This is a genomic window from Streptomyces sp. NPDC093546 (genome assembly GCF_044765045.1).
Lineage (GTDB): Bacteria > Actinomycetota > Actinomycetes > Streptomycetales > Streptomycetaceae > Streptomyces.
In genome coordinates this window covers 39,748-65,024 of sequence record NZ_JBIWJG010000003.1, presented here as the reverse complement: position 1 = coordinate 65,024, position 25,277 = coordinate 39,748, and the positions used below count along the sequence as shown (strand labels likewise).

General features: G+C 71.6%; 30 protein-coding genes. 9 read left to right on the top strand and 21 right to left on the bottom strand.

Annotated features, from left to right (window positions below):
- Positions 1-123 precede the first annotated feature (123 nt).
- Positions 124-1,392 (top strand): PP2C family protein-serine/threonine phosphatase, encoded by a 1,269-nt coding sequence (locus ACIRNI_RS06675; RefSeq protein ID WP_403548941.1) that lies wholly within the window; start codon positions 124-126, stop codon positions 1,390-1,392.
- Positions 1,393-1,431: 39 nt separating this feature from the next.
- On the opposite strand, the gene ACIRNI_RS06670 is transcribed toward ACIRNI_RS06675, so the two are convergent.
- The 3 genes from ACIRNI_RS06670 to ACIRNI_RS06660 all read right to left on the bottom strand — a co-directional run bounded on the left by ACIRNI_RS06670 (position 1,432) and on the right by ACIRNI_RS06660 (position 2,882).
- Complete coding sequence (locus tag ACIRNI_RS06670; protein WP_355364977.1) at positions 1,432-1,767, bottom strand: DUF2516 family protein; 336 nt, start codon at positions 1,765-1,767, stop codon at positions 1,432-1,434.
- A 94-nt stretch (positions 1,768-1,861) separates the two neighbouring features.
- Positions 1,862-2,458 carry a hypothetical protein gene (locus tag ACIRNI_RS06665; protein ID WP_403548939.1) on the bottom strand — a complete coding sequence of 199 codons (597 nt, stop codon included), beginning with the start codon at positions 2,456-2,458 and terminating at the stop codon, positions 1,862-1,864.
- A 37-nt stretch (positions 2,459-2,495) separates the two neighbouring features.
- Positions 2,496-2,882 carry a helix-turn-helix transcriptional regulator gene (locus ACIRNI_RS06660; RefSeq protein WP_355364983.1) on the bottom strand — a complete coding sequence of 129 codons (387 nt, stop codon included), beginning with the start codon at positions 2,880-2,882 and terminating at the stop codon, positions 2,496-2,498.
- Between the two features lie 271 nt (positions 2,883-3,153).
- On the opposite strand from ACIRNI_RS06660, the gene ACIRNI_RS06655 reads away from it, so the two are divergent.
- Positions 3,154-4,038, top strand: coding sequence for a GNAT family N-acetyltransferase (locus ACIRNI_RS06655; RefSeq protein WP_403548937.1), 885 nt, complete (start codon positions 3,154-3,156; stop codon positions 4,036-4,038).
- A 173-nt stretch (positions 4,039-4,211) separates the two neighbouring features.
- Here ACIRNI_RS06655 and ACIRNI_RS06650 read toward each other — a convergent pair whose 3' ends face one another.
- Together ACIRNI_RS06650 and ACIRNI_RS06645 are read right to left on the bottom strand one after the other, a co-directional pair.
- On the bottom strand, positions 4,212-4,871 hold the full coding sequence (locus ACIRNI_RS06650) for a hypothetical protein (RefSeq protein WP_403548935.1): 660 nt from the start codon (positions 4,869-4,871) through the stop codon (positions 4,212-4,214).
- A gap of 166 nt (positions 4,872-5,037) precedes the next feature.
- Positions 5,038-6,195 (bottom strand): MalY/PatB family protein, encoded by a 1,158-nt coding sequence (locus tag ACIRNI_RS06645; protein ID WP_403548933.1) that lies wholly within the window; start codon positions 6,193-6,195, stop codon positions 5,038-5,040.
- Positions 6,196-6,388: 193 nt separating this feature from the next.
- On the opposite strand from ACIRNI_RS06645, the gene ACIRNI_RS06640 reads away from it, so the two are divergent.
- The 3 genes from ACIRNI_RS06640 to ACIRNI_RS06630 all read left to right on the top strand — a co-directional run bounded on the left by ACIRNI_RS06640 (position 6,389) and on the right by ACIRNI_RS06630 (position 8,976).
- Positions 6,389-6,796, top strand: a complete 408-nt coding sequence (locus ACIRNI_RS06640; protein WP_403548931.1) for a PPOX class F420-dependent oxidoreductase — start codon at positions 6,389-6,391, stop codon at positions 6,794-6,796.
- 74 nt (positions 6,797-6,870) lie between these two features.
- Positions 6,871-7,353, top strand: a complete 483-nt coding sequence (locus tag ACIRNI_RS06635) for a MarR family winged helix-turn-helix transcriptional regulator (RefSeq protein ID WP_403548929.1) — start codon at positions 6,871-6,873, stop codon at positions 7,351-7,353.
- A 126-nt stretch (positions 7,354-7,479) separates the two neighbouring features.
- Positions 7,480-8,976 carry an MFS transporter gene (locus ACIRNI_RS06630; RefSeq protein ID WP_403548927.1) on the top strand — a complete coding sequence of 499 codons (1,497 nt, stop codon included), beginning with the start codon at positions 7,480-7,482 and terminating at the stop codon, positions 8,974-8,976.
- Here ACIRNI_RS06630 and ACIRNI_RS06625 read toward each other — a convergent pair.
- Positions 8,886-10,928: a HelD family protein gene (locus tag ACIRNI_RS06625; RefSeq protein WP_403548925.1), complete on the bottom strand. Its 2,043-nt coding sequence runs from the start codon at positions 10,926-10,928 to the stop codon at positions 8,886-8,888. The genes ACIRNI_RS06630 and ACIRNI_RS06625 overlap by 91 nt on opposite strands.
- A gap of 201 nt (positions 10,929-11,129) precedes the next feature.
- Between ACIRNI_RS06625 and ACIRNI_RS06620 the strand changes: the two genes are divergently transcribed.
- Together ACIRNI_RS06620 and ACIRNI_RS06615 are read left to right on the top strand one after the other, a co-directional pair.
- Positions 11,130-11,942 (top strand): tRNA-dependent cyclodipeptide synthase, encoded by an 813-nt coding sequence (locus tag ACIRNI_RS06620; protein WP_403548923.1) that lies wholly within the window; start codon positions 11,130-11,132, stop codon positions 11,940-11,942.
- Positions 11,932-13,152, top strand: coding sequence for a cytochrome P450 (locus ACIRNI_RS06615; RefSeq protein ID WP_403548921.1), 1,221 nt, complete (start codon positions 11,932-11,934; stop codon positions 13,150-13,152). The genes ACIRNI_RS06620 and ACIRNI_RS06615 overlap by 11 nt, the downstream gene beginning before the upstream one ends.
- 81 nt (positions 13,153-13,233) lie before the next feature.
- Here the strand turns inward: ACIRNI_RS06615 and ACIRNI_RS06610 are convergent, their stop codons facing one another.
- From ACIRNI_RS06610 to ACIRNI_RS06595, 4 genes are all read right to left on the bottom strand, one after another.
- Positions 13,234-13,848: a TetR/AcrR family transcriptional regulator gene (locus tag ACIRNI_RS06610; RefSeq protein WP_403548919.1), complete on the bottom strand. Its 615-nt coding sequence runs from the start codon at positions 13,846-13,848 to the stop codon at positions 13,234-13,236.
- Between the two features lie 21 nt (positions 13,849-13,869).
- The gene (locus tag ACIRNI_RS06605) at positions 13,870-15,120 is read right to left on the bottom strand and encodes a GNAT family N-acetyltransferase (protein WP_403548917.1); all 1,251 of its coding nucleotides are present in this window, start codon (positions 15,118-15,120) and stop codon (positions 13,870-13,872) included.
- A 114-nt stretch (positions 15,121-15,234) separates the two neighbouring features.
- On the bottom strand, positions 15,235-16,209 hold the full coding sequence (locus ACIRNI_RS06600; protein WP_403548915.1) for an asparaginase: 975 nt from the start codon (positions 16,207-16,209) through the stop codon (positions 15,235-15,237).
- A gap of 106 nt (positions 16,210-16,315) precedes the next feature.
- Positions 16,316-16,906 carry an ABC transporter substrate-binding protein gene (locus tag ACIRNI_RS06595; protein ID WP_403548913.1) on the bottom strand — a complete coding sequence of 197 codons (591 nt, stop codon included), beginning with the start codon at positions 16,904-16,906 and terminating at the stop codon, positions 16,316-16,318.
- Positions 16,907-17,020: 114 nt separating this feature from the next.
- On the opposite strand from ACIRNI_RS06595, the gene dtd reads away from it, so the two are divergent.
- Positions 17,021-17,446 (top strand): D-aminoacyl-tRNA deacylase, encoded by a 426-nt coding sequence (gene dtd / locus ACIRNI_RS06590; protein ID WP_355365026.1) that lies wholly within the window; start codon positions 17,021-17,023, stop codon positions 17,444-17,446.
- A 22-nt stretch (positions 17,447-17,468) separates the two neighbouring features.
- Here the strand turns inward: dtd and ACIRNI_RS06585 are convergent, their stop codons facing one another.
- The 6 genes from ACIRNI_RS06585 to ACIRNI_RS06560 form a co-directional block, all read right to left on the bottom strand.
- The gene (locus ACIRNI_RS06585) at positions 17,469-18,434 is read right to left on the bottom strand and encodes a YgfZ/GcvT domain-containing protein (protein WP_403548911.1); all 966 of its coding nucleotides are present in this window, start codon (positions 18,432-18,434) and stop codon (positions 17,469-17,471) included.
- 22 nt (positions 18,435-18,456) lie between these two features.
- Positions 18,457-18,894, bottom strand: a complete 438-nt coding sequence (locus ACIRNI_RS06580; protein ID WP_355365029.1) for a transcriptional repressor — start codon at positions 18,892-18,894, stop codon at positions 18,457-18,459.
- 40 nt (positions 18,895-18,934) lie between these two features.
- Complete coding sequence (locus ACIRNI_RS06575; RefSeq protein ID WP_355365032.1) at positions 18,935-19,507, bottom strand: FABP family protein; 573 nt, start codon at positions 19,505-19,507, stop codon at positions 18,935-18,937.
- Positions 19,508-19,753: 246 nt separating this feature from the next.
- Complete coding sequence (locus ACIRNI_RS06570; protein WP_403548910.1) at positions 19,754-20,566, bottom strand: hypothetical protein; 813 nt, start codon at positions 20,564-20,566, stop codon at positions 19,754-19,756.
- Positions 20,563-21,318, bottom strand: coding sequence for a hypothetical protein (locus ACIRNI_RS06565; RefSeq protein WP_403548909.1), 756 nt, complete (start codon positions 21,316-21,318; stop codon positions 20,563-20,565). Before ACIRNI_RS06565 ends, ACIRNI_RS06570 begins: the two co-directional genes overlap by 4 nt.
- On the bottom strand, positions 21,315-22,031 hold the full coding sequence (locus ACIRNI_RS06560; protein ID WP_403548907.1) for a hypothetical protein: 717 nt from the start codon (positions 22,029-22,031) through the stop codon (positions 21,315-21,317). The genes ACIRNI_RS06565 and ACIRNI_RS06560 overlap by 4 nt, the downstream gene beginning before the upstream one ends.
- 141 nt (positions 22,032-22,172) lie before the next feature.
- Between ACIRNI_RS06560 and ACIRNI_RS06555 the strand changes: the two genes are divergently transcribed.
- On the top strand, positions 22,173-22,535 hold the full coding sequence (locus ACIRNI_RS06555) for a DsrE family protein (RefSeq protein WP_403548905.1): 363 nt from the start codon (positions 22,173-22,175) through the stop codon (positions 22,533-22,535).
- 7 nt (positions 22,536-22,542) lie between these two features.
- Here the strand turns inward: ACIRNI_RS06555 and ACIRNI_RS06550 are convergent, their stop codons facing one another.
- From ACIRNI_RS06550 to ACIRNI_RS06530, 5 genes are all read right to left on the bottom strand, one after another.
- Positions 22,543-22,803 (bottom strand): DUF3099 domain-containing protein, encoded by a 261-nt coding sequence (locus tag ACIRNI_RS06550; RefSeq protein ID WP_403548903.1) that lies wholly within the window; start codon positions 22,801-22,803, stop codon positions 22,543-22,545.
- Between the two features lie 113 nt (positions 22,804-22,916).
- Positions 22,917-23,204, bottom strand: coding sequence for a DUF1416 domain-containing protein (locus tag ACIRNI_RS06545; protein ID WP_355365050.1), 288 nt, complete (start codon positions 23,202-23,204; stop codon positions 22,917-22,919).
- A 42-nt stretch (positions 23,205-23,246) separates the two neighbouring features.
- Positions 23,247-24,092 (bottom strand): sulfurtransferase, encoded by an 846-nt coding sequence (locus tag ACIRNI_RS06540; RefSeq protein ID WP_355365053.1) that lies wholly within the window; start codon positions 24,090-24,092, stop codon positions 23,247-23,249.
- Positions 24,093-24,269: 177 nt separating this feature from the next.
- Complete coding sequence (locus tag ACIRNI_RS06535) at positions 24,270-24,350, bottom strand: Ms5788A family Cys-rich leader peptide (RefSeq protein ID WP_352021666.1); 81 nt, start codon at positions 24,348-24,350, stop codon at positions 24,270-24,272.
- Between the two features lie 196 nt (positions 24,351-24,546).
- Positions 24,547-25,242 (bottom strand): DUF2993 domain-containing protein, encoded by a 696-nt coding sequence (locus ACIRNI_RS06530; protein ID WP_403548900.1) that lies wholly within the window; start codon positions 25,240-25,242, stop codon positions 24,547-24,549.
- Positions 25,243-25,277: the final 35 nt, after the last annotated feature.

The window sequence follows — 25,277 nt, the reverse complement described above, 5'->3', positions numbered from 1 at the left end:
TATGCCATCCGCTCTTCGCCGAACGCCATTCCGTTCGGCCGCCGCGTACCGCTATGGTCCCGGCTGGTGGTGCGTCGACCGGCGCGCCACCGCGCCCTCGGGGGGAGGGAAGGAAACAGACCGATGCCCGTACCCGTACCGCGACAGAGGGTGGACTCCGGCCGAGCCGCGACCGCCACCGTCGCGGAAGCCGCCGGGACCACGGACCTCAGCCTCACGCTTCTCGTGATCGAGGACGACCCGGCGGGCGCCTTCACCGTCCCGGAGCTCGTGGACGCCTCCGGCACCCGGGTCCGCATACGCACCGCCCGCAACCTCACCGAGGCCGAGCGGCTGCTCACCGACGACGTTCACTGCGTCCTGGTGGACCTCGCGCTGCCGGCACCCCGGCAGGACGAGGCCACCGACCGGCTCGCGGCGCTGCGCCACGTGCTGCGCCTCGCGCCGCGCCACGCCGTGCTGGCGCTGGCCACGTCGAGCGAGCCCGAGCTCGCCGCCGAGGCCGTACGCGCCGGGGCGCAGGACCACCTCTTCCGCGAGGAGCTGGACGGGCCGCTGCTCAGCCGGGCCATCCGGTACGCCGTCGAGCGCAAGCGCGCCGACTCGGCGCAGGTGAAGCTGGCCGAGTCGCGGTTGCGGGCGCAGGAGAACGCCCGCCTGGAGCGGGGCCTGCTGCCGACGCCGCTGCTGGAGGGCTCGGACCTGCGGTTCGCGGCCCGCTACCGGCCGGGGCGCTCGCGGGCGCTGCTCGGCGGCGACTTCTACGACACCGTGCGCACGCCGGACGGCACCGTGCACGCGATGATCGGCGACGTGTGCGGGCACGGGCCCGACGAGGCGGCGCTCGGCGTGGAGCTGCGGATCGCGTGGCGGGCGCTGACCTTCGCGGGGCTGTGCGGGGACGAGCTGCTGTCGACGCTCCAGCGGGTGCTGGAGCACGAGCGCGAGAACGACGAGATCTTCGCGACCCTGTGCACCGTGGACATCGCGCCGGACGGCCGCCGCGCCGGGCTGTGCCTGGCGGGCCACCCGTCGCCGCTGATCGCCCGCCGGGGCCGCGCGGCGCGGCTGCTGCCGTACGAGGACGGGGGCCCGGCCCTCGGCCTGCTGCCGCGCGCCCGCTGGCCGCGCCGGCAGGTGGAGCTGGGCGGCTCGTGGAGCCTGATGATGTACACGGACGGCCTGATCGAGGGGCGCTCGGAGGGGCCGGGCTCGCCCCGGCTGGGTCAGGACGGCATGGTGGCCATGATCAACGAGCAGCTGTCGTCGGGCCTGACGGGCGAGGCCCTGCTGGACGCGGCCGTGACGCGGGTCCGCGACCTGAACGGCGGCGAGCTGACGGACGACGTGGCGGTGCTGCTGCTGGCCCGGGACGCGCGGGTCGCGGGCTAGCAGCGCTGCGGGCGCGGGGCTCCGGCTACCGGGGTCCGGTTACCGGCCGCCGTTGTACGGACCGTACGGGCCGTCGCTGCTGGAGCCGCCGCCGCGCCGGCCGCCGCCGGACACCTGCTGGAGGGCCGGCCGTACGTCGACCATGAAGACGATCGACGCGACGAGCCCCGCCAGCTGGAGGAAGAGCCACGGCACGAGCAGGTTCACCGCGACCGTGACGCCGAGCATGATCAGCCAGAAGGTCTTGGTCTGCTTGTCGGCGGCGCGGTAGGCGTCCTCGCGGGCCGTCGCCGCGAAGAAGAACGCGACGACCGCGATCACCAGGATCGCCAGGTAGATCAAGGAGAGGAACGACGTGAATCCCTCAATCAGCATGCTGAGCACCGCCTCACCAGTGATGTAAGCCCCTCGCCGCCAAGGTACCCCCACGAGCGCCGCCCCGCCGCGTGCGGCGGCGGGGCGGTGGCGGTCACTTGTCGGCCGGGGCCGTGGTCTTCTTCGCCGCCGGCTTGCGGGCGGCGGGCGCCTGGGCCTTCCCGGCGGGGGCGGTCCGCTTGGCGGCGGGCTTGGCCGTCGCACCCGTACCGGTACCGGCCTTCGGCTCGGTCTTCGGCTCCGTCTTCGGCGCGGCGTCCGGCTCGACGGCCACGGCGATCTCGGTGAGCTCCTCGGCGGCCTCGCCGCGCCACTGCCTGACGGCCTGCTCGCCCTGCTCGGCGACCTTCTCGTACGTCTCCCTGGCCTTGATCGCGTACTCGGCGGCCACACCGACGCTCCGCAGCGCCAGGTCCTGGGCGGTCTCGCCCAGCTTCTTCAGGTCCGGCTCGAGGGAGCCGAGGACCTCGCCCACCTTGGCCTGCACGGTGGCCTGCGCCTCCTTGGCCTGGGCGGCCACCTTCTCCTGCACGACCTTGGGGTCGGTGTTGCGCACCGCGTCGATCCGCGCCGGCGCCTCGGCCTTGAGCTGCTCGATCAGACCGGGCACCTTCTTGGCCTGCTGCACGGCCAGGTTCGCCGTACCGGCGGCGAAGTAGAGGGGCGTACGGAGTTCTTCGATGATGGCCACTGTGGATCCTCCGGGAACGCGGGTGGGTCAGTCTGGGTCAGTCTTCGGGTGAGGCGCCGTCCTCGCTGGTGTCCGCATCGAGCCCGTTCTCCTTGCGGAACGAGTCGTAGATCTGGAGCAGCACCTGCTTCTGCCGCTCGTTGATCGACGGGTCGGCGAGGATCACGGCGCGCGTCTCCAACTCCTCGCGCTCCCGCTCATCCAGGATCCCGGCGCGCACGTACAGCGTCTCCGCGGAGATCCGCAGCGCCTTGGCGACCTGCTGGAGCACCTCCGCGCTCGGCTTGCGCAGCCCGCGCTCGATCTGGCTCAGATACGGATTGGACACCCCGGCGGCATCGGCGAGCTGCCGCAACGACAGCTGCGCATTGCGCCGCTGCTCGCGCAGGTACTCACCGAGATTGCCGACGTTGAGCGATGCCATGGGTCGATGGTGCACCACTCTTGCTAACTTTTGCAAGCGAATGCTTGCAGGTGTGTCGCTCCTGACCCTGCCGCTGCTGCGCCCTTGGGGTATTGACCTGTCTCTCCGAAGTTGAGGCAGTCCCGGTCTTCGTGAGGCATCCGCCCGCACATCTCGCTCCATCTCGGGCGTCTGGTGTGACGTCTCGATCAATTGGAGGTGCACTCGGTGCGCCAGCGGGAGCTGGCGGCAAGTGTTCCAGCCGAGTTGACTACATCCGGGATCATGAAGCATGCGCCCGGATGACTGGCAACTCACCAACGACGTCGACGACTTCCTCGCCCGAGCCGGAGACTTCCTGCGCTCGAGGCCTGCCCTGCACAACACGCCGCTGACGGACATCGAAAAACTGCGCATACGCAGCGCGGCCGAACACGACGCCGAAGTCCCCACCTTCGGCCAATTGGAGTCAGAAGGCGAGGTCCGCGCGATCTTCTATCTCACTCCGCGCGGCCGCCTAGGCCTCACCCCCCTCTCTGCCGAGCAGACCGACACGCTCACTGCTCATCTGGCCAGCCTCGGTCACTCCCCCTCCAACGTCATCGCGGACCACGACACCGCCAGCGCCTTCGCCGAGTCATGGCAGCGGCACACTGGCGCCACACCGGTACCTTTCTGGCGGACTCATCTTTACCGTCTCGGCACGCTCACCCCACCGCAGCCGCGCCCAGAGGGCCAGGGACGCATCACGGACGGGAAGGACCGCGAGCAAGTCGTCCGCTGGTGCCGTGAGTTCTGCGTCGAGGTCGGGGAGCAGCCCTCCATCGACTTGATCGACGCCGGCTCCTGGGACGACTCGCGATTCGGCGACAGACACTTCACGTTCTGGGAGACCCCGGACGGCACCCCCGTCGCCATGGCGGCCGCGACCTCGATCGTCGGCGGCATGATCCGGGTGGACCCCGTCTACACCCCGGCCCATCTCCGCGGCCGCGGCTACGCGGGAGCTGTGACGGTCGCGGCGAGCAGAGCCGCGCTCACCGCGGGCGCTACGGACGTCGTCCTGTTCACGGACCCGGCCAACCCCACCAGCAACGCCCTCTACCAACGCATCGGGTACGTCCACGTCGCCGACTTCGCCGGGTACAAGTTCTCTGGCGCACCAGAAGCCGGTTAGGGCCGACACCAGAGCCCAGACACAGCAGGATGGAACAACTTACTCAGGTTGAGCGAGACCGACGTACTCCCGATGTCTCGCTCAGTCAGAGGCACCCGAGGCCAGAGCACTGCCCTGCTTCACGTTCAGCGAGACGGGTCAGGTATCCGCCGCATGTCTGGGCCCGGGCCGCGTCACCAGTCGGTGAGGTCGATCAGTCGGGAGCAGTGCGGGTCGTCGACGCCGCCCCTGATGGCTCGCTCTTCCTCCTCGATCAGGGAGGGCAGAGCCGCGAGCAAGGCGGTCAGGGCACCGGACGGTCGTACGTCGACCGCAATCACGTCCGTGTCTTCTGCGTGGTCGACATACAGGCGCATCCGGTCCGGACCCTGGAGGAGGAACCCCCGTAGGCGCGGGTCGGGCTGTTCCTCGGTCCAGGGGGAGGTGAGGGTGCGCAGGATGGTGAAGGCGTTGTCGAACTCCCCCGGGTCGACGGGAGTGACCTGCGCCGGATCCACATGAATGAGGGTCATGCCCATCACCGTGTCGATGCGGCTGCTGGAGTAGACGTGCGTTCCGGCAAGCAGGGTGCGCAGAATGCTGAGGACGTGTTCGCCCCCGATCAGGTCCTGCGAGTCGCCCGAGGCGCGAAGCGGGACCTCCCAGACCGTCAACACCCCTGCTTCGACGGCACTTTCACCACCGGTGACGACGCGGATCGCCTCAGCAGACGGTGGCGGAGGCAGGATGCCCCGGATGTACTGATCGCCGGGGAGCGGAGCGTGGATGTGGTGGAGCAGCAGGCGGGTGATGTCCGCCTGCTGCTCCGCGATCTCTTCAGGCACGAGGGTCACTGGTCGATGTTGTCACTGATTCAGCCAGTCCGGGCACCTGTTCTAGGGCGGGAGGAAACGCGCCCTCGCCGAGCACCTGATCCGCGTCGGCCTCACGCCCGAGCTGCTGGAGGGGACGATGCTCACGTGCGGGAGCGTCGAAGTGCGGTGAGGCCCCCGGCCGCGCTCACGGCACCGCCTTCGCCATCCGCTTCACCGCCTCCGTCAGGAGATCCGGGGAAGTGGCGAGGTTCAGCCGGACGTGGCCCGCGCCGCCGGTGCCGAAGGGGAGGCCCGAGTTCAGGGCCACCCTGCCACGGTCGAGGAAGGCGGCGGCCGGGTCGTCGCCGAGGGGGAGGGCGCGGCAGTCGAGCCAGGCGAGGTAGGTGGCCTCGGCGGGGCGGTAGGCGACGGCGGGAAGGTGTTCGGCGAGGAGATCGGCGAGCAGGCGGCGGTTGGCGGCGAGGCCCGTGTTGAGGGCGTCGAGCCAGTCGTCGGCCGAGCGCAGCGCGGCGGTGTGGGACAGGACGCCCAGGTGGCTCGGGCCGTGGCTCACCTCGTCGGGGAGGCGCGCGAGGTCGGCCGCGGCCGCCGGGCCGAAGAGGGCGAGCGCCGCCTTGAGGCCCGCGAGGTTCCACGCCTTGGACGCCGACGTCAGCACCATGGCGTTCTCGGCGCCCGGCACGCTCAGGTACGGCACGAAGACGGCCCCCGGGTCCACCACCGGGGCGTGGATCTCGTCGACGACGACGCGCACGCCGTGGCGGTCGGCGAGCGCGGAGACCTGTGCGAGCTCGTCGGCGGTGTGCAGGGTGCCGGTCGGGTTGTGCGGGCTGCACAGCAGGTACGCGGCCCGCCGCCCGCCCGCCACCGCGTCGCGGAACGCCTTTTCCAGGGCGGCGAGGTCGATGCGCAGGTCCTCGCCCAGCGGCGCCTCCGCCACGCGGCGGCCCATGTGTTCGGTGAAGGCGTAGAAGGGCGGGTAGACCGGACTGTTGACCACCACCGTGTCACCGGGCCCGGTGATGAGCTTCAGCAGCTCCACCGCGCCCTGCATGACGTTGGCGACCATCGCCGTACGCTCCACGGCCACGCCGTCCCAGCCCCACCGCCGCTCGGCGAACTCCGCCAGCGCCTCGGCGTACCCCGTACCGGAGGCGTAGCCGGTGTCGCCGAGCGCGACCGCGTCGTGGAGCGCCCGCGCGACCGGCTCGGCCAGCGGTACGTCCATCTCGGCCACCCACAGCGGCAGCACGTCCTCGGGATAGGCGCGCCACTTCGCGCTCGTGCGTCGGCGGAGCTGGTCGAGGGTGAGCCGGGTCAGGGGGTTGGGTGTGTCGGCCATGACACCACGGTAGGGCGAGGGGCGCCGATCGGCCCCCGGTGTCGGCGTATTTGGCCGGTCCGCTCCCCCGTCGGCCGGCAGCCGCCACCGGACCGACGCCACCGGATCGGCGCCGGCCGGAATTCCCCGGCGCCGTACGGGTGTTGGGGCATGCGTACGGAGCACCGCCCAGAGCCCGAAGGAGCACCCGACCGTGACAGCCAGCCTCTCGGACGAGCTGAAGAAGTACATCGACGAGCAGAAGGTCTTCGCGACCGTGGCGACCATACTTCCCGACGGGCAGCCGCACCTGACGGTCGTCTGGATCAAGCGGGACGGCGAGGATTTGGTCTTCTCCACCACCGCGCAGCGCCTGCAGGGCAGGAACCTCGCCCGCGACCCGCGGATCACCGTGATGATCAACCCGCCCGAGAACCCGTACACCTACGCCGCCGTGCGCGGCACCGCCACCCTCACCCCGGACACCACGGGTGAGCTGGCGGACGAGCTGGCGCTCAAGTTCACCGGCCAGGACTTCACCTCGTTCATGGGCGGGAACGCCGTCGACGGCGACCGGCTCATCGTGCGCGTGACGCCCGCCAAGGTCACCGGCCGCTTCTGAGACCTGCCTGACGGCAAGGAGCCACCCGTCCGGATACGGATTATCCGGTACGGACCCAGTTGTACGCTGGCGGCATGACCGCCATGTCGCCCGCACGCACCGAGCCCGACCTCTCCTACCTCCTCGACCACACCAGTCACGTCCTGCGCACCCGCATGTCGGCCGCGCTCGCCGAGATCGGCCTGACGGCCCGCATGCACTGCGTCCTGGTGCACGCCCTCGAGGAGGAGCGCACCCAGATCCAGTTGGCCGAGATCGGCGACATGGACAAGACCACGATGGTGGTGACGGTGGACGCCCTGGAGAAGGCCGGGCTCGCCGAGCGCCGACCCTCCAGCCGCGACCGGCGCGCACGGATCATCGCGGTCTCCGAGGAGGGGGCGAAGGTCGCCCGGCAGAGCCAGGCCATCGTCGACCGCGTCCACGCGGAGGTCCTCGCGTCGATCCCCGACGGGGACCGCGAGGTCCTGCTGCGCGCCCTGAACCACCTGGCCGCCGGACACCTGGCGGAACCGGTGGAGAGCCCCCGACCGGCCCGGCGGGCGCGTCAGGCGTAGAGCCGCGCCTCACCCAACCAAGGACCATCCCTCAATAGATAGTCTGCAACGGAACTATCTGCTACGGTCCATCCTGTCGCCAGCGCCATCCACGCCATCGCCTCGACAGGAGAGATCGTCATGTTCATGACTTCACGGGGGACCTCGCCGGGCACTTCACGAGGCCTCGCCCTCGGCGTCATCGCCACCGGCATGCTGATGACCGTGCTGGACGGCAGCATCGTCACCGTCGCGATGCCCGCCATCCAGAGCGACCTCGGCTTCTCGCCCGCCGGCCTCAGCTGGGTCGTCAACGCCTACCTCATCGCCTTCGGCAGCCTGCTCCTGCTCGCCGGACGGCTCGGCGACCTCATCGGCCGCAAGCGGATGTTCCTGGCCGGCACCGCGGTGTTCACCGCGGCGTCGCTGCTCGCCGGCCTCGCGACCAGCCCCGCCGTACTGATCGCCGCCCGCTTCCTCCAGGGCGCCGGGAGCGCGATGGCCTCCGCCGTCAGCCTCGGCATCCTCGTCACGCTCTTCACCGAGGCGCGCGAACGCGCCAAGGCCATCGCCGTGTTCAGCTTCACCGGCGCGGCGGGCGCGTCGCTCGGCCAGGTCCTCGGCGGGGTCCTGACCGACGCGCTCGACTGGCACTGGATCTTCTACATCAACCTCCCCATCGGCCTCGCCGCCCTCGCCGCCGCCGTCCCCGCCCTCCCCCGCGACCGCGGGCGCGGCCTCGCCGCCGGAGCCGACGTGATCGGCGCCCTGCTGGTCACCGGCGGCCTGATGCTGGGCATCTACACGGTCGTCAAGGTCGAGGAGCACGGCTGGACCTCGACGCCCACGCTCGGCCTCGGCGCCCTCTCCCTCGCGCTGCTCGCCGGGTTCGTCGTACGGCAGGCCACGGCGGCGCAGCCGTTGATGCCGCTGCGGATCCTGCGCTCGCGCAGCGTCGTCGGCGCCAACCTCGTCCAGGTCCTCATGGTGGCCGCGCTGTTCTCGTTCCAGGTCCTCGTCGCGCTCTACCTCCAGAAGGTCCTCGGGTACGGCGCCGCCGCGACCGGTCTCGCCATGCTGCCCGCCGCCGCGGTCATCGGCGCGGTGTCGCTCGGCGTCTCCGCCCGCCTCAACGCCCGCTTCGGCGAGCGCACCGTCCTACTGGCGGGCCTGACCCTGCTCCTCGGCGTCCTGGGGCTGCTGGCCCGCGTCCCCGTACGGGCCGACTACGTGACCGACCTGCTGCCCGTGATGCTGCTGGCGGCCGGGTTCGGGCTCGCGCTCCCCGCGCTCACCACGCTCGGCATGTCGGACGCGAGCGAGGACGACGCGGGCCTCGCCTCCGGGCTGTTCAACACCACGCAGCAGATCGGCATGGCCCTCGGCGTCGCCGTCCTGTCCACCCTGGCCGCCTCCCGCACCGAGGGCCTGCTCACCGCGGGCACGCCCCAGGCCGAGGCGCTGACCAGCGGTTACCGGCTGGCCTTCACCGTCGGCGCGGGGCTCATCGTCGCCGCCTTCGCCGTCGCGGTCCTGGTGCTGCGCCCGGGCCGTCAGGCCCCCGGCGGGGCGAGCAGCGCGGTCGGCAGCTCGCCGGAGTACAGCACGTCGAGGCGGGAGACCGCGCGCGTGAGCGCCACGTAGAGCCGATGGGCCCCGCGGGGTTCGGCCGCCACGATGGCGGCGGGCTCGACCACGACGACGTGGTCGTACTCCAGGCCCTTCGCGAGCGCCGCGGGCAGCACCGTCACCCGCCGGTCCGCCGCCCCCACGTCCTCCACCCCCGCCTCCGCGAGCGCCCCGCGCAGCAGCTCGGCCGTCGGGCCGGTGGCGATCACGCCGACCGAGCCCTCGCGGCCGAGCGCCGCCCGTACGGCCTCGGCCGTCGCGGACACGAGAGACCCGGCCTCCACCCGGCGTACCGCCACCTCGCCCCCCGGCCGCATGGCCCGAGGGCGGGGTACGTCCACGTCCAGGCCGTCCAGCAGGCGGTTCGCCAGCTCCACGACGGCCTCCGGGACGCGGTAGCCCGCCGTCAACGGGACCACCTCGGCGGACGGCCGGCCCAGGTGCGCGAGCTGTTCCGGCCAGCTGCGGGCGGCCCAGGGCGTGGTGCCCTGCGCCAGATCGCCCAGCACCGTCAGGGAGCCGAAGCCGGCGCGGCGCGCGATGGCGCGGCACTGCATCGGCGACAGGTCCTGCGCCTCGTCGACGACGATGTGGCCGTAGCCGCCGGGGCGTTCGACGAGCCCGGCGAGCTCGTCCAGGAGCACCAGGTCCGCCGCCGACCAGCGCGCCGAGCGGTACGAGCGCGGCGGCCTCACCCAGCGGATCGCCGCCCGCTCCCCCGCCGACAGGGCGTCGTCGCACGGATCGGCCAGCACCTCGGCCAGCACCTCCTCGGGCGTCACCTTCGGCCAGCACGCGTCCACGAACGCCGTCACCGCCCGCGCCCGCTCCGCCTTCCGCACCCACGCACCACCCCTCGGTCCCGCGCGCCGCTCGGCCTGGTCCTGGAGCGCCCGCACCACCCGGCTGCGCAGCCGCTCGCGCCCCACGGCGTAGGGCGGCTCCTCGGCCCGGACGCCGTCGACGAGCCGCTCCAGCTCGTCGAGCGGCACCCGCCACCGGTACGAGCCGTCGGGAACCACCAACGGCTCGGCCGGCGCGCCGACCCTCCGGTACAGCGCCCGGCGCAGCACGCCCGCCATGCGCGCGTCGTGCTTGACGGCCTCCGCCTCCGGCGTGTCGTCCGCACGCGCCTCGTGGCCCCGCGCGATCTCGTCCTCGACCGTCGACTGGCGTACGTCCACCTCGCCGAGCGCGGGCAGCACCTCGGAGATGTACGTCAGGAACGTGCGGTTCGGCCCGAGGACCAGCAGTCCGCCGCGCCGGATGCGTCGCGGGTGGGTGTAGAGCAGGTACGCGGCCCGGTGCAGTCCGACGGCGGTCTTGCCGGTGCCCGGCGCGCCCTGCACGCAGAGGGAGAGGGCGAGGTCGGCCCGGACGAGATCGTCCTGTTCGGGCTGGATGGTGGCCGCGATGTCCCGCATGGGCCCGACGCGGGGCCGCTCGATCTCCCCGGCCAGGATCTCCCCCGCGAGGGCCTCCCCGGCCTCGCCCTGGCCCCGGTCCCGGCCCTGGCGCCCGGCCGCCAGGTGCTCGTCCTCCAGGGCGGTGAGGTCCGCCGAGTCGCCGTCGCTGTACGGCGCCCAGCCAAACCGCCGCCGTATCCGTACGCCCTGCGGATCGCGGGCGCTCGCTTGGTAGAAGGCGCGTGCGACGGGGGCGCGCCAGTCGATGACGAGCGGCGGGGAGGCGGGGTGCTCGGCGATGCGGCGGCGGCCGATGTGATGGCGCTGCCCGTCCGCGTGGTCGAGCCGGCCGAAGAAGAGCGGGCCGGGCCGCTCCTCGCGCAACCGCTTGGCGTGGCTGCGGAGTTGGTAGCCGAGCGCTTCGGCGTCGGCGCCCGAAGCCGAGACGTCCTCGCCGGTGACGACGTGCTGGTCGGCGCCCTCGGCCATCCGGGCCAGCGCGGCGCGGCAGGTGTCGTGGTGGGTCCGTTCCTTGCTCAGTTCATCGTCGAGTGAGGTCATTCCCCCAAGAATAACGTAACCGAGTAACGATTCTTACCCGCTCTCAAGATGGCGGAACGATGAATTCCAGCCGACCTCCGCTCAACGCCACCAGGGGCTCGTTGACACTCTCCGTATCCGGAAGCTAACTTCGCGGCGTCGTCGCCACACCAGGAGCACGAGGCTCCTCAGGGACTAGCGACGCGAAGGACTCCCTTCCAGTTGACGACTGAGACCGTCTTCGAGATCCAGCCCTTCACCCCTCCGGACAGCGCCGCCGGACTGTTCACCGTCCGGCCCTACACAGCCCACTGCCAGGTGATATGCGCCGAGGGCGCCCACGCCGTCATCGGTGTCTCACCCGGCAACAGCTACTTCTCCGCCCAGCGCGTCACCGACCTGGCCCGCTGGGGCATGGCCCACTTCGAGCAAGTGGACTTCGTCTACACCGACTTGCACGTCGCCGAGATGTACGAGGCGTCCGGCTACACCGCCGAGGACGCCCGCCGCAAAGCCGTGAAGAACCTGCGCGGCGTACGGGCCAAAGTGACCAACGCCGTCGAGACCGTCGACCCCGACGGCATCCGGCTGCGCGCCCACCCCATGTCGGCGTTCCTGGACAACCCCGCCTACCGGGACATCCGCCACCACCTCCAGGACAGGCTCGACACGGACCCGGACTTCCGCAAGACGTGCGACGCGCTCGTGGACACCTTCCTCTCCTCCAAGGTCCTGGACGGGAAGGCCCCCACGGCACGGCAGCGCGAGGTGTGCGTGGAGTACGTCTGCGCCGAAGCCCCGCTCTTCCTCGACACCCCCGCCATCCTGGGCGTGCCGTCCTCCCTGAACTGCTACCACCAGCTGCTGCCGATGGCCGAGTTGCTCTACTCGCGCGGCTCCGGCCTGCGCGCCTCCCGCAACCAGGGCCACGCCATCGTCACGCCCGCCGAACACCCCCAGCCGAGCCGGCCGAGCCAGTCCACCCAGCCGACCCCACCCGCACAGCGCGCCGAAGGAGACTCCGATGTCCGTTGAGACCCTGCACGACGAGCTGTACGACGAACTGCCCGACGAGCTGCCGGACTTCCCCTTCTCCTGGCGCGGCGACCAACTCCCCGACGAGATAGAGCTGCTGCGCAAGGAGCCCGTCAAGCGGGTGCGGACCATCGCCGGTGACCCGGCCTGGCTGGTGTCGTCCCACGCCCTGTGCAAGCAGGTCCTGGAGGACCCGCGCTTCAGCCTGGCGGAGACCTCGGCCCCCGGCGTACCCCGCCAGTACGCCCTGACGATCCCGCCCGAGGTCGTCAACAACATGGGCAACATCACCGGCGCCGGGCTGCGCAAGGCCGTGCTCAAGGCGCTCAACCCCAAGGCGCCGGGCCTGGTGGAGTGGATGCGGTCGACCGCCGCCGACCTGGTCGAGCGCATCATCTCCGAAGGCGCCCCGGCGGACCTGCGCGGGCAGTTCGCGGACCCCTATTCGGCGGCCATGCACTGCCACATCCTCGGCATCCCGCAGGCGGACGCGCCCCGCCTGATGAGGAGCCTGGACATCGCGTTCATGAACTCGGCCTGCCCCATCACGGGTGCCAAGCTCAACTGGGACCGCGACATCGCGTACATGGTCGAGCGGCTGGACGACCCGTCGACGACCGGTCTGATGGCCGAGCTCGCGGCCCTGCGCGAGGACCCGGAGTACGACCACCTCACCGACGAGATGCTGGCGACCGTCGGCGTCACCATGTTCGGCGCGGGCGTCATCTCCACCGCCGGCTTCCTCACCATGGCGCTGGTCTCGCTCATCCAGCACCCGGAGCTGAAGGCCGAACTCCTCGCCGACCGCACCAAGATCCCGGCGGCCGTCGACGAGCTGCTCCGCATCAACCTCTCCATCGGCGACGGGCTGCCGCGCCTCGCCCTGGAGGACGTCACCCTCGGCGACGTGGAGGTGAAGAAGGGCGAGCTGCTCCTCGTCCTCGTCGAGGGCGCCAACTTCGACCCCGAGGTGTTCCGCGACCCGCACACCGTGGACCTCACCCGCGAGAACAACACCGCGCACCTCTCCTTCGGCGGCGGCCGGCACTACTGCCCCGCCACCGCGCTCGGCAAGAAGCACGCGGAGATCGCCCTGGAGACGCTGCTCGACCGGATGCCGGACCTCCAGCTGGCCGTTCCGATCGCCCAGCTCGTCTGGCGGACCGGCTTCATGAAGCGCATCCCGGAGCGCCTCCCCGTGATGTGGTGACCGCGGCCGGGCAGCCGCTCTTGAGGCAGTCACCCTTGAGGCAGCCGCTCTCAGGCCGTGGCCGCCGTCAGCCGGCCGCCGTCACTCCGTGAGGCCGTCGCGCAGCTGCCGGAACGCCAGCTCCGCGGCGGCCACCGCGTCCGGCTCCACCGCGTCGGCGCTCGCCCCCGCCGCGATCCGCCGCCAGTTCTCCTCCGCCAGGACCCGCTGTACGGCGACGATCTGGCCCGCCGCGAGCCGCGCCGCCACCCCGGCGCCGAGCACCGGGCCCAGCGCCGCCGCCAACGCGGCCTCGGCCTCGCCCTGGTACGCGTACAACCGCGCCACCAGGCTCGGCGTCCCGTACAGCAGCCGGTGGAAGGCGAGCACCGACGGCTCGTCGCTCAGCCCGGTCACCGGGTCGCGGCGCGCGAGCCCGTCCAGGAAGTGGCGGTGCAGCGCGCCGAGCGGGCCGGTGCCCCGGGGGCGTTCGCGGACGACGCGCGCCGCCTCGTCCCGGTGATCGGCGAACCGGTGCAGGACGAGGTCCTCCTTGGCGGGGAAGTACCGGAACAGCGTCGGCTTCGACACCTCCGCCGCCGCGGCGACCTCCGCGACCGAGACCCGGTCGAAGCCCTTGTCGAGGAAGAGCGCGATCGCCGCCTCGGAGATCGCCTCGTACGTCTGCCGCTTCTTGCGTTCGCGCAACCCGCTCATGCGGACGAGCCTACGACCCCCTCAGAACACGTCCGGGCACCACGGCCGCCGCGACGTGCGCAGCAGCAGGTCCGCCCGGGCCGCCGCGCCCGGCGTGTCCTCCGCCACCCGGCCCAGCGCGGCGAGCCGCACCGCCGACTCGTCGCCCAGGTACAGCGTGCCCAGCTCCGCGATGTCCATCGTCAGGTCGGCCGAGGCGCTCGTCGGGGCGCAGGCTGCCCCCTCCGGCGAGGCGTCCAGCCGGTAGCGGCCACCCGCGAACCCCGCCGCGTCCCGCAGCTCCAGCACGAGGCTGCCGGACGTGCCGTACGTCCGCGACTCCAGCGCCCGTACGACATCGAGGACCCGCACCCACAGGAAGTCGGCGTACGTCGTGACCTGGGCGGCGCGCGGGTTGGGGAGCAGCAGCGGAAGCAGGTCGTCGGGGGCGCGGTAGCCGCTCTTGACCAGGGTGACCCAGTCGACGGAGCAGACGAACCGCCACAGGGCGCGCTCGGCGGCCGCGGTGAGCGCGACCAGATCGCGCACGGTCGCGGTGTTCATCGGCTGCTTGCCGTCGTCCCAGTGGTCGTCGCAGGAGTAGGCCGCGTACCCCTCCACCTCGCCGGACGGCGAGCGGTACACCGCGTAGAACGGTTCCGTGAACGGCTGCCCGTCCGGCTGCGGTATGGCGCCCGTGCGCGCCTGCCAGCTCAGCTCGGAGCGGCTCACCATGCCGTGCCGCACGGCACGGACCTGGTCGTGCAGATCGGGCCCGATCTTGCGGAACTCGGGCGCGTCGATCAGGTCGATGCGGCCCCCGTCCTCCGGGCCCGACCAGCGCGGGTCGAGGCCGGCGCGCCGTACGTCGACCGTCCACTCGGTGAGCGAGGCGGCCGGTCCGAAGCCGTACCGCCCGTAGATCGGGTACTCGGCGGCGATCAGCGTCGAGACGGCCTCGCCCCGCTCCTTGGCCGCCGCCAGCTCCACGGCCATCATCCGGCCGAGCAGGCCGCGGCGCCGGTGCGTGGGCGTGACGGTCACCTGGCTCACACCGCTCGCCGCCACCGGTGCGCCGCCCACGGCGGTGAGCTCCTGGGCGAACGACCGGAAGGTGGCGACACAGCGCCCCGCCTCGAACGCGCCCAGCGTGCGCCCCAGGTCGACGTGCGGCAGGCGGCGCTCCACCTCTCCGTCCGGCACCACCGGCGGCACCAGGAAACCGGTGCGCAGGGCGCGCAACCAGTCGGGGAACTCGGACTCGGTGACGGTGCGGACGTCGACGCTGCTCATGGCCGCCACGCTAGGCGGCCACTCGTCTCCGACGCACCGGGTTTTAGGACCCGGCGTCGTAGAACGCGGCGTCGTAGAGCGCGGCGTCTTGGAACGCGGCACGCACCGCCCCGATCAGAACGCGGCGCGCACCGCCCCGACCCGCTCGCCGCCGCCCAGCAGCGGCGCGTCCGCGATCCGCGCGAGCACGGGCGTGGTGCCGGCGTCCAGGCCCAGCAGCTCCAGGCCGCGCGCCAGGACCGGGCCCATCGCGCGCGCCGAACCGTCGTCGATCTTGAAGGCGAGGGCGCGGCCGTCCGCCAGGGCGACCGCCTGCACGGCCTCGGCGCCCATCTTCGACAGCGCGCCGGGCACCTCGCGCATCAGCCAGGTGTCCGGGCGCCGGGTCCCCGCCACGTACTCGGGGTACGCGCGCATCGCGTCCGCGACCCGCCGCTGGGGCGTGCCGGGCTCGGCGAGCACGTACGAGCGGAACGCGCGGGCCAGCCCCACCAGGCTGATCGCCATCAGCGGCGCGCCGCACCCGTCGGTGCCGACGGTGTCGACCGTCTCGCCGGAGGCCGCCTCGACCTCGGAGTGGATCAGCCGCTGGAGCGGGTGGGCGGGGTCCAGGTAGCCGGCCGGGTCCCAGCCGTTCTGGGCGCAGGCGGCGAGCATCGCGGTGTGCTTGCCGGAGCAGTTCATGGTGATCCGCTCCCGGACCCGCCCGCCGGCCAGGTAGGCCTCGGCCTCCACCGGGTCCAGGGGCAGGTCGGGCGGGGTCTGGAGGTAGGCCTCGGTCAGCCCGTACTCGGCGAGCATCTTGCGTACGAGGTCGAGGTGGAACGGCTCGCCGGAGTGGCTCGCGGCGGCCAGTGCCAGCCGCTCCCCGCTCAGGTCGAGCCCGGCGCGCAGCAGCGCGGCCGCCTGCATGGGCTTGTTCGACGAGCGCGGGAAGACCGGCGCCGTCACGTTCCCGGCCGTGAACTCGATGGTGCCGTCCTCGGCCAGCACCACCAGCGACCCCCGATGATGGCCCTCGACGAAGCCCGACCGGACGACCTCGGCGAGGACCGGAGGTATGGAGGCGTTGGCGGAGGTGGAGGTCATGACGGTGGCCTTCCGGGACGGAACGAGACCCGCGAGCCCGCGAGCCCCGTGTCGAGGAGCTCCTTCGGAAGAGGGAAGCTCCTCCGGGAGACTCGGTCGGCGAGACTCAGCTGAGCAGGTCGTCTACTTGTGCTTCGCCTTCACGGTACCTGCGGGCGATCTCGGCGCTGCAGTCGTCTGCGGTCCGCTGGAGCTGCTGCCGGCGCCGGGACACCTGTTGTTCGTAGCGTGCCAGACGTCCCATCGCGGCGCGCAGCTCTTCGTCCGTTCGAGCGGTCAGGTCCGACAGCTCGACGTCGGCGAGCATCTCGGCGGCCAGCTGCCGGTACGTCTCGCCGCGCGGCGTGGAGACCGTGACGTGGCGGGCGGAGGAGCGGTGCCGCGAGGGGGTGTCGGCGAGGATCTCGGAGAGCCGGTCCACCACCGGGACCTGCGTGCCGCCGCGCCGTGCGAGCTCGGCCCGCAGGATGTCGATCCGGCCCTGGAGCAGCCGTCGCACGTAGCTGAGATCGGCCTCGTCGCCGTGCGCGTCGCGCCGCAGGGCGCGCAGCTCCGGCAGGCGCAGCGCCTTCAGGTCGGGGTGCCCCACCTCCGCCAGGACGGACTCGGCCGGTGTACGCGGCCCCGGCGGCCTGAGGTGGACCTGGTGTACGGCATGCGGTGGCGTTGGCGTCTGCCCGGCGCCCGATGTGCTCATGGTGATCCGTCCCCTCGACCGGTGCGCAGCCGCACCGCCTGACACGCATGGTGCCACTCCCGCATGCGATGCGCAGGTGCACTGCACCCGTTCGGCCCCGTTACGTTGGTACGCATGCGTGCAGTGGTGCAGAGGGTCGACGGCGCGAAGGTCGTCGTCGCGGGTGAGACCGTCGGCGAGATCGTCGGCGAGGGGTTGTGCGTGCTGGTGGGCGTCACCCACGAGGACACGGTGGAGAAGGCGGCGCAGCTGGCCCGCAAACTGTGGTCGGTGCGGATCCTGGAGGGCGAGAAGTCCTGCTCGGACGTGAACGCGCCGCTGCTGGTGATCTCGCAGTTCACCCTCTACGGGGACGCCCGCAAGGGCCGGCGGCCCACCTGGAACGCGGCGGCGCCCGGCGAGGTGGCCGAGCCGCTGGTGGACGAGGTGGTGGCGCGGCTGCGGGAGCTGGGGGCGCGGGTGGAGACGGGCCGGTTCGGAGCGGACATGCGTGTCTCGCTCACGAACCACGGCCCGTTCACCGTCATCGTCGAGGTCTAAGGGCCTGAGCGCCCTCAGGCCCCTAGGGCTCGACGACCGTCTCCTGGGCGGCCGCGGTGTTCCCCGCCAGCAGCTCGGCGTCCACCGGCACGTTCCGCTTGACCAGCGCGAGCGCGATCGGCCCGAGCTCGTGGTGGCGTACGGCGGTGGTGACGAAGCCCAGCTGGCGGCCCTCCTCGCCGTCGGCCTTCAGCCGGATGGGCGTACCGGGCGCGGGCAGGTGCACCTCGCTGCCGTCCAGGTGCAGGAAGACCAGGCGGCGCGGCGGCTTCCCCAGGTTGTGGACGCGGGCCACGGTCTCCTGGCCGCGGTAGCAGCCCTTCTGGAGGTGGACGGCCGTGCCGATCAGGCCGATCTCGTGCGGGATGGTCCGGTGGTCGGTCTCGAAGCCGAGGCGGGGCCGGTGCTCCTCGACGCGCAGCGCCTCGTACGCCCACATCCCGGCGAGCGGGCCGTGCCCGGCCGCGTACGCCTCCAGCTCGGCGCGCGGCAGGAACAGGTCGCGGCCGTGGGAGGTCTCCCGTACGACGACGCCGTCCGGCACCTCGGCGATCGAGCCGGCCGGCAGGTGGACGACGGCGATGTCGGCGGTCCGGTCGGCGACCTCGACGCGGTAGAAGAACTTCATCGACTCCAGGTAGCCGATGAGCGCCTCCTGCGTGCCCGGTTCGACGTGCGCCCAGACCGTCTCGCCGTCGTCGACCAGGTAGAGGGCGTGCTCGATGTGTCCGTTGGCGGAGAGGATCAGCGCCTCGGTGGCGTGCCCGGCCGGGAGCTCGCTGACGTGCTGCGTGAGCAGCAGGTGCAGCCAGCTGAGCCGGTCGTCGCCGCTGACGGCGACGACGCCGCGGTGGCTGAGGTCCACCATGCCTTTGCCGTCGGCGAGGGCGCGCTGCTCACGGAACAGGTCGCCGTAGTGCGCGGCGACCCCTTCGTCGCGTCCCTCGGCGGGCACCGCGCCGGGCAGGGACAGGAGAGGGCTCTTCATGGCAGCAAGCCTACGACCCGTACTACGAACCGCTGGTCGTACGTTTCGCCGTGCAGTCCCGGCACCGCCCGAAGATCGCGAAGTGCTTCAGGTCGGTGTCGAAGCCGAAGGTCTCGCGGAGCTTCCCGGTGAACTCGGCGGCCACCTCCACATCCGCCTCGATGACCTCCGTGCAGTCCCGGCATACCAGGTGCAGGTGGTGGTGGCGGTCGGCCAGGTGGTACGTCGGGGCGCCGTGCCCGAGGTGGGCGTGGCTGACGAGTCCGAGCTCTTCCAGCAGCTCCAGCGTCCGGTAGACGGTGGAGATGTTCACGCCGGAGGCGGTCTTGCGGACCTCGGTGAGGATGTCGTCGGGCGTCGCGTGCCCCAGCGCGTCCACCGCCTCCAGGACAAGCTGGCGCTGGGGAGTCAGCCGGTAGCCGCGCTCCCGCAGATCGCTCTTCCAGTCGGTGCTCACCACGCGCTCCAGTGTAGGAGCACCGACCGCCGATTCACCGGGCCTACTTGAAGAAGGCGATGCCGTCGTCCGGCAGGTCGCCCAGGTCCTTGGCCCACGCCGCGACCTCGTCGGGCGTGACGACCTTCTTCAGGTGCGCCGACATGTACGGCCGCAGCGGCACCTCGGGCGTCGACTTCTCGCCGACCCACATCAGGTCGCCCTTCACATAGCCGTACAGCCGCTTGCCACCGCTGTACGGGCCGGAGGCCGCGGTGCGCGCGACGGCGTCCGTGACCAGGTCGATCTGCGGCTTCTGGTCGGCGAGCTCGCCGTACCACACCTCGACGACGCCCTGGTCGCGCACCATCACGATTTCGACCTTGCGGTCCTTGTCGATGCGCCAGTAGCCGCTCTCGCTCTCCAGGGGGCGGACCTTCTGGCCCTCGGCGTCCAGGACCCAGGTGCGGGAGGTGTACTCGATGAAGTCCCGCCCGTCATGGCTGAAGGTCACGGACTGACCGAAGTTGCACTTCTCGGCACCGGGGAAGTCGGAGACACCCGCGCCCTCCCACGTACCCAGGAGGAACGCGAGGGGAACGAGGTCGGGGTTCAGGTCGGACGGGATCTCGATCATGAGCAGCTCTGTCGGTCGGTGGGAGTGGTCAGCGCTGGCCCTGGTACAGCTTCTTCACGGTCAGGGCGGCGAAGGCGACGACGCCGACGCAGACCAGGACCAGCAGGGCGGAGAAGAAAGCCTCAAGCACGGGTGCTCCTCGGTGAGCGATGTGGGTGAAGAAGGGGCCGGCTCCCAGCGTAATGGGTGGGACCCGGCCCCTCGGTGTGAGGTGCGCCCGTGCGCCCGTGCGCCTTGCGCCCGGCGTCAGCCGAGGAGCTGGTTCTGCAGCACGACCGTCTGGTGGAACGGCACCTCGGCGGTGTCGCCCTTGCGGGACTGCACGATCATCGCGACGGTGTCGCCGGCGACGATGTAGGCCAGCCGGGTCCGCTCCGGCCCGTACGGCTTGGTCTCCTCGTACGCGTACGAGGAGGTGTCCTGCACGAGGTCGGGCCCCGGCCACTCCCCGTCCGGCTCCAGGACCGGCGAGCCGGTCGGCGGGACACCCGCGTCGGCACCGGCCCGGAGGTTCTCGGACTGGAACATCTGCGCGTACGCCACCGAGCCGAACCGCAGCAGGTAGACCCGGCTGCGCGTGCCGTCCGGCATGGTCCAGCCGCGCGCGGTGATGTTGCGCACCGCGAGGTCGGTCAGCGCCTGCCGCAGCTCGGCGCGCTGGTCCGGCTCGTACTCGGCCAGGTACCGGTCGACGGTGACCCAGCCGCCGTCGAGCCCCTTGTCGACGACTGCACCGGCCGGCGCGGGCAGCAGCAGTGCGCGCGGGTCGGCGTGGTGCACCTCGCCCTCGTTGCCCTCGGTGAAGGGACGCGGCGAGCCCTCGGGCAGCGCGGGGAGCGCCAGCTTCGGATACGCCCAGCGCCCGTCACTCGCGGTGGCGAGCCCCGGGACGTCGCCCCGGTCCATGGAGGTGATCCCGTACGCCACGCCGGTGCCGACACCGCCGCACACCAGCACGGCGGTGGCCCAGCGGGCGAGGGCACGCAGCCGACGCCGGGGCGGGCGGGGCGCGGCGGGGGTTTCGGGAGCTTCGGGGGCGGGCGCGGTCTCGACGGTCATACGTACTCCCCCGGCGACTTGATGTGGTCGAGCTGGCTCTGGACGAGCTCGGCGATCAAGGGTGGGGCGTTCTCCTCGTCGGACCAGGCCTCCAGGGTCACGGAGAGGTCACCCTCGTACGCCGTGCAGAGGACGTGCCCCAGCCCCTCCTGCTCACGGAACCCCCGGGGCGACGGCGCCGTATAGCAGCCGACATTCGTACGGCCCTTGATCTTCGGGCCGGCCTCGAGGTTCAGCGCCTCCGCCATCTGGACCCGCAGGCGGTGCAGGTCACGGATCTTCGACCGGTCCTTCATCCGGACGATCTGCACCTGGAAGAGGACGGATCCGCCCCAGAGCCTGTCGTCGGAGGTGGCGTACGAACGCGCCGCGATGCCCTGGAGCCCCAGTTGGTCGATCCGGCGGTAGGCGTCCTTTCGGTCCTTCCCGGTCAGGCCCCGGGCGGCATCCTTGAGGAACGCCGCCGCCTGCTTCCCGTCCATCTCGCCGTCGTTTCCGAACTCCCTGATGTCGGGGCCGAGGCTGTAACCCTCCGGAACCGGCATCAGCAGCTTGCTCATGGGAGTGGAGGAACGGCCCTTGCCGACCTCACCCGCCGGGTCATTGTCCGGCGGCTTCCTGTCCCCCGCCCACAGGACCGTGGGCGTGGTCCTGTCCGCACGGTCGACCGTGTTCTTCGTGTACGTCACACCACCGACGACCGCTCCGAGCACCAGCACCGTCGGCAGGACAACTCCCACCACCTTGCTCACAGGCGCTCCAGCTGTCGTTCGGCGAGCCTGCTGATGTCGTCCTTGTCGATCGGCTCGCTGTCGTAGATGTTGATGTCCGCCACCACGTCGCCCCGGAAGAAGAGGGCCCGCGCGCGGTGGAAACGGGAGTCTGCGTCCTCCCACGACGTGTAGAGGTAGTAGCGACCGTTACCGCTGCCGTTCAGCGGATCACCTGTATTTCCGGCACCGTCGTAGGCGTCGGGCATGTTGTCGACGTGCGCCTGGACTTCGTGGAGCGCCATGGCCTTGCCGCCCGGCCGGTACTGGACGAGGTGGATCGTCGTGGTGCGGTGCTCGCCCTCGTCCCACGCCGTTACGGCGATCCTCCGCAGACCGTCCGTCGCGAGAATTCCAAACAGGGACCCGGAGGCGACGTAAGTAGGCAGGTCCATCCACCCCTCGTCGCCCGACAGCCGCGCGTCCTTCCGCGCGCCCTTCGGCGTCGGCAGCAGCAGCTTCCGCAGGTCACCGTCCGTCTTGACCTGGTGGTCCTCGGAGGCGCTCAGCGGCTCCGGCTCCTGGCCCTTCGGCAGGGGCTTCGCCGGGTACGCCAAGCCCGGCTGATTCAGCGGCGGCAGCGGTTCCGGGGCGCGGTCGGCCTGGATGGTGTAGCCGGCGGTGGTGCCGCCGACGGTGCCGAGTACGGCGGCCAGGGCGAGCAGCAGGGCGGTACGGCCACGGGGCCGACGCACTGCGGGGCTCGGCGGTGCCGGTGTTTCGGTGTCCAAAGGGGTCCCCCCACAAGACCAGAGGTGCAGGTTCCGTTACCCGCGTCACCCAGGTGACACGTGAGACCCAAGGGGGGTTGTGCCGCCGCGCATTACAGTTCGACCATGGCGAAGAAGCTCGTGATCAAGGTGACCGCCGGGGCCGACGCCCCCGAGCGGTGCTCGCAGGCGTTCACGGTGGCGGCGGTGGCCGTGGCCAGTGGAGTGGAGGTCTCACTCTGGCTGACCGGCGAGTCGTCGTGGTTCGCGCTGCCCGGGCGCGCGGCCGAGTTCGAGCTGCCGCACGCCGCGCCGCTGCCGGATCTGATCGAGTCGATCCAGGCGAACGGGCGCATCACGCTGTGCACGCAGTGCGCGGCGCGCCGCGAGATCACGGAGAAGGACGTGCTGGAGGGCGTGCGCATCGCGGGCGCGCAGGTCTTCGTCAGCGAGGCGCTGGCCGAGGGGACGCAGGCGCTCGTCTACTGACGCGGGCCTACTGGCGCTTTCGCTTGCCGTCGAGTTCGTCCCACCACTCGTCGGACTTCGGGTCGCCGGACGGGTCGTCCCACCAGCGGTCGTCCGGCCCGCGCCGGTTCGCGATCATCGCGGCGACCGGCGGGATGACCATGGCGACGAAACACATCACGACCGCCGCCGTGACCGACCACAACCGGACGACGGCCCAGGCGCCCACGAAGAGCACCAGGCAGGCCGTCATCATCCGGAAGTAGACACGCCGGCGCTGCGCGTACATACGTCCAGCGTACGACCGAAGGGCCGCACCTCGGTCCCGGTAAGCGTCCAACCCCCAGGAGGTGCGGCCCTTCGGCCGGTATGTGTGACGTCGCCGTCAGAGCGTCGTCGCCGTCAGACCGCGATCGCGACCTCGGCCAGGCCGCCCTGCTGCGCGACGACCGTGCGGTCGGCCGTGGCGCCGGGGACCAGCGCGCGGACGGTCCACGTGCCCTCGGCGGCGTAGAAGCGGAACTGGCCCGTCGCGGAGGTCGGGACCTCGGCGGTGAACTCGCCGGTCGAGTCCAGGAGGCGGACGTAACCAGTGACGGGCTCGCCGTTACGGGTCACCTGTCCCTGGATCGTGGTCTCACCGGGCTTGATCGTCGAAGCGTCCGGGCCGCCGGCCTGTGCTCCACACATGGGTACTCCTGAGGGGTGTGAGGGGTGGACGGGAGGTCCGGATTACTTGTTGGCGCCGAGCTCGATCGGCACGCCGACGAGGGAGCCGTACTCGGTCCACGAGCCGTCGTAGTTCTTGACGTTCTCCTGGCCGAGCAGCTCGTGCAGGACGAACCAGGTCAGGGCCGAGCGCTCACCGATGCGGCAGTAGGCGATGGTGTCCTTGGCCAGGTCGACCTGCTCCTGGGCGTAGAGCTCCTTGAGCTCCTCGTCGGACTTGAAGGTGCCGTCGTCGTTGGCGTTCTTCGACCACGGGATGTTGCGGGCGCTCGGCACGTGGCCGGGGCGCTGCGACTGCTCCTGCGGGAGGTGCGCCGGGGCGAGCAGCTTGCCGCTGAACTCGTCGGGGGAGCGCACGTCGACGATGTTCAGGCTGCCGATGGCGGCGACGACGTCGTCGCGGAAGGCGCGGATCGAGGTGTCCTGCGGCTTGGCCTTGTACTGGGTGGCCGGGCGGTTCGGGACCTCGGAGCCGTCGACCAGGTCGCGGGAGTCGAGCTCCCACTTCTTGCGGCCGCCGTCGAGCAGCTTGACGTTCTCGTGGCCGTACAGCTTGAAGTACCAGTAGGCGTACGCGGCGAACCAGTTGTTGTTGCCGCCGTAGAGGACGACGGTGTCGTCGTTGGCGATGCCCTTCGCGGACAGGAGCTTCTCGAAGCCCTCCTGGTCGACGAAGTCGCGGCGGACCGGGTCCTGGAGGTCCTGCTTCCAGTCGATCCGGACGGCGTTCTTGATGTGGTTCTTGTCGTACGCGGACGTGTCCTCGTCGACCTCGACGATGACGACCTTCGGGTCGTCGATGTGGGCCTCGACCCAGTCGGCGTCTACCAGGACGTCGCTGCGGCTCATGCTTTTCTCCTCCGGGGCAGTGTGCGGCGGGGTGTGGCGGGTGGTGCCGGCGGGCCGCCGGTCGCTCGTCGTGTACGGGGTACGCGGGGACGGGCGCGCTCGTCGGCTGCGTTCGGCACGGGGGATGGGCCCGAGGTGCTCAAGGGCCCGGGGGAAGGCGGGAGGTTGGGGTCCCGCTCAGACGGAGCGACAGAGCATGGCGGCGACGCGGCACAGGTCTACTGCCCGCCGCTTCGTGAGTTCCGCCTGTCGCTTCATGGGTCAGATCGTAGGGACGGACGGGCGGCCGTGTCACCGGCGTGTCGCATTTCGAGACGCGATCGTCCGCAATGTGGGATGGGGTAGGGCCCCGGAGCCTCCCCGACCCCTCGCCCCTCAGGCCGTCGTCGCAGGTGGTTTACGGAGCGGACGCCGCCGTCTCACCATGTGGCCACGGCCCCATGGAGCTCGTTCGTCAGCCCGCCAGGACGACGTTCGTGCCGGTCAGCGTGATGACGACGCCCTCGGCCGTCGCCTCGACCTTCTGGAGCTTCAGGCCGGCCGGCAGGCCGGCGACCGAGCGGTCGAAGTCCGTGCGCTCGCGGACCCGCTCCTCCACGCCGGGTATGCCCTCGCCGGGCACCTCGTCGGCGCGGACCCGGATCGTGTCGCCGTCGGCGATGCTCACGGTCGACAGCACGCTGCGCGTGACGCTGCCCAGCACCGGGACCTGCACCGAGCCGGTGACCTTCACCTTGCCGTTGCCGCCGTAGCCGACGGTGACGTCCTCGCCGGACGCCTTGGCGAGTTCGGCGTACGAGACGCGCGCGGTGCCCGTGGCGGTGGCGGCGGTGGCCGTGGAGAAGTTGCCCCCCAGCCGCACGTCGTGGAGCGCGGCGGTCATCCGGGCGATGTGCAGCGTGCGACCGCCGGCCTGCGCCTCGACGCCGTTGAGGGTGACGTCGACCTCGTCGAGCTCCTTGCCCAGCACCTGCGTCAGGAAGGGGAAGCCCTTGATGGAAACGTCCGCCGAGCCGCCGCCCACGCCCCGCTGGGCCTGGATCTTGCCGGCCACCTCGCCCTCCGCGTAGTTCACCGCCAGCCGGTCCGCGGCGATGAAGAGGCCACCGAGTACCACGGCGGTGATCAACAGTATTCGCAGTGCTCGCATGGTTCGGTGATCCCCCACCCTTGTCGCGCCCGGCC

Excerpts from the sequence above, each read along its gene's own strand:
- ACIRNI_RS06675 (WP_403548941.1), top strand. The coding sequence starts at position 124 with ATGCCCGTACCCGTACCGCGACAGAGGGTGGACTCCGGCCGAGCCGCG.
- ACIRNI_RS06670 (WP_355364977.1), bottom strand. The coding sequence starts at position 1,767 with ATGCTGATTGAGGGATTCACGTCGTTCCTCTCCTTGATCTACCTGGCG.
- ACIRNI_RS06660 (WP_355364983.1), bottom strand. The coding sequence starts at position 2,882 with ATGGCATCGCTCAACGTCGGCAATCTCGGTGAGTACCTGCGCGAGCAG.
- ACIRNI_RS06655 (WP_403548937.1), top strand. The coding sequence starts at position 3,154 with ATGCGCCCGGATGACTGGCAACTCACCAACGACGTCGACGACTTCCTC.
- ACIRNI_RS06645 (WP_403548933.1), bottom strand. The coding sequence starts at position 6,195 with ATGGCCGACACACCCAACCCCCTGACCCGGCTCACCCTCGACCAGCTC.
- ACIRNI_RS06635 (WP_403548929.1), top strand. The coding sequence starts at position 6,871 with ATGACCGCCATGTCGCCCGCACGCACCGAGCCCGACCTCTCCTACCTC.
- ACIRNI_RS06630 (WP_403548927.1), top strand. The coding sequence starts at position 7,480 with ATGACTTCACGGGGGACCTCGCCGGGCACTTCACGAGGCCTCGCCCTC.
- ACIRNI_RS06625 (WP_403548925.1), bottom strand. The coding sequence starts at position 10,928 with ATGACCTCACTCGACGATGAACTGAGCAAGGAACGGACCCACCACGAC.
- ACIRNI_RS06615 (WP_403548921.1), top strand. The coding sequence starts at position 11,932 with ATGTCCGTTGAGACCCTGCACGACGAGCTGTACGACGAACTGCCCGAC.
- ACIRNI_RS06610 (WP_403548919.1), bottom strand. The coding sequence starts at position 13,848 with ATGAGCGGGTTGCGCGAACGCAAGAAGCGGCAGACGTACGAGGCGATC.
- ACIRNI_RS06605 (WP_403548917.1), bottom strand. The coding sequence starts at position 15,120 with ATGAGCAGCGTCGACGTCCGCACCGTCACCGAGTCCGAGTTCCCCGAC.
- ACIRNI_RS06600 (WP_403548915.1), bottom strand. The coding sequence starts at position 16,209 with ATGACCTCCACCTCCGCCAACGCCTCCATACCTCCGGTCCTCGCCGAG.
- ACIRNI_RS06595 (WP_403548913.1), bottom strand. The coding sequence starts at position 16,906 with ATGAGCACATCGGGCGCCGGGCAGACGCCAACGCCACCGCATGCCGTA.
- dtd (WP_355365026.1), top strand. The coding sequence starts at position 17,021 with ATGCGTGCAGTGGTGCAGAGGGTCGACGGCGCGAAGGTCGTCGTCGCG.
- ACIRNI_RS06585 (WP_403548911.1), bottom strand. The coding sequence starts at position 18,434 with ATGAAGAGCCCTCTCCTGTCCCTGCCCGGCGCGGTGCCCGCCGAGGGA.
- ACIRNI_RS06575 (WP_355365032.1), bottom strand. The coding sequence starts at position 19,507 with ATGATCGAGATCCCGTCCGACCTGAACCCCGACCTCGTTCCCCTCGCG.
- ACIRNI_RS06570 (WP_403548910.1), bottom strand. The coding sequence starts at position 20,566 with ATGACCGTCGAGACCGCGCCCGCCCCCGAAGCTCCCGAAACCCCCGCC.
- ACIRNI_RS06555 (WP_403548905.1), top strand. The coding sequence starts at position 22,173 with ATGGCGAAGAAGCTCGTGATCAAGGTGACCGCCGGGGCCGACGCCCCC.
- ACIRNI_RS06550 (WP_403548903.1), bottom strand. The coding sequence starts at position 22,803 with ATGTACGCGCAGCGCCGGCGTGTCTACTTCCGGATGATGACGGCCTGC.
- ACIRNI_RS06545 (WP_355365050.1), bottom strand. The coding sequence starts at position 23,204 with ATGTGTGGAGCACAGGCCGGCGGCCCGGACGCTTCGACGATCAAGCCC.
- ACIRNI_RS06540 (WP_355365053.1), bottom strand. The coding sequence starts at position 24,092 with ATGAGCCGCAGCGACGTCCTGGTAGACGCCGACTGGGTCGAGGCCCAC.
- ACIRNI_RS06535 (WP_352021666.1), bottom strand. The coding sequence starts at position 24,350 with ATGAAGCGACAGGCGGAACTCACGAAGCGGCGGGCAGTAGACCTGTGC.
- ACIRNI_RS06530 (WP_403548900.1), bottom strand. The coding sequence starts at position 25,242 with ATGCGAGCACTGCGAATACTGTTGATCACCGCCGTGGTACTCGGTGGC.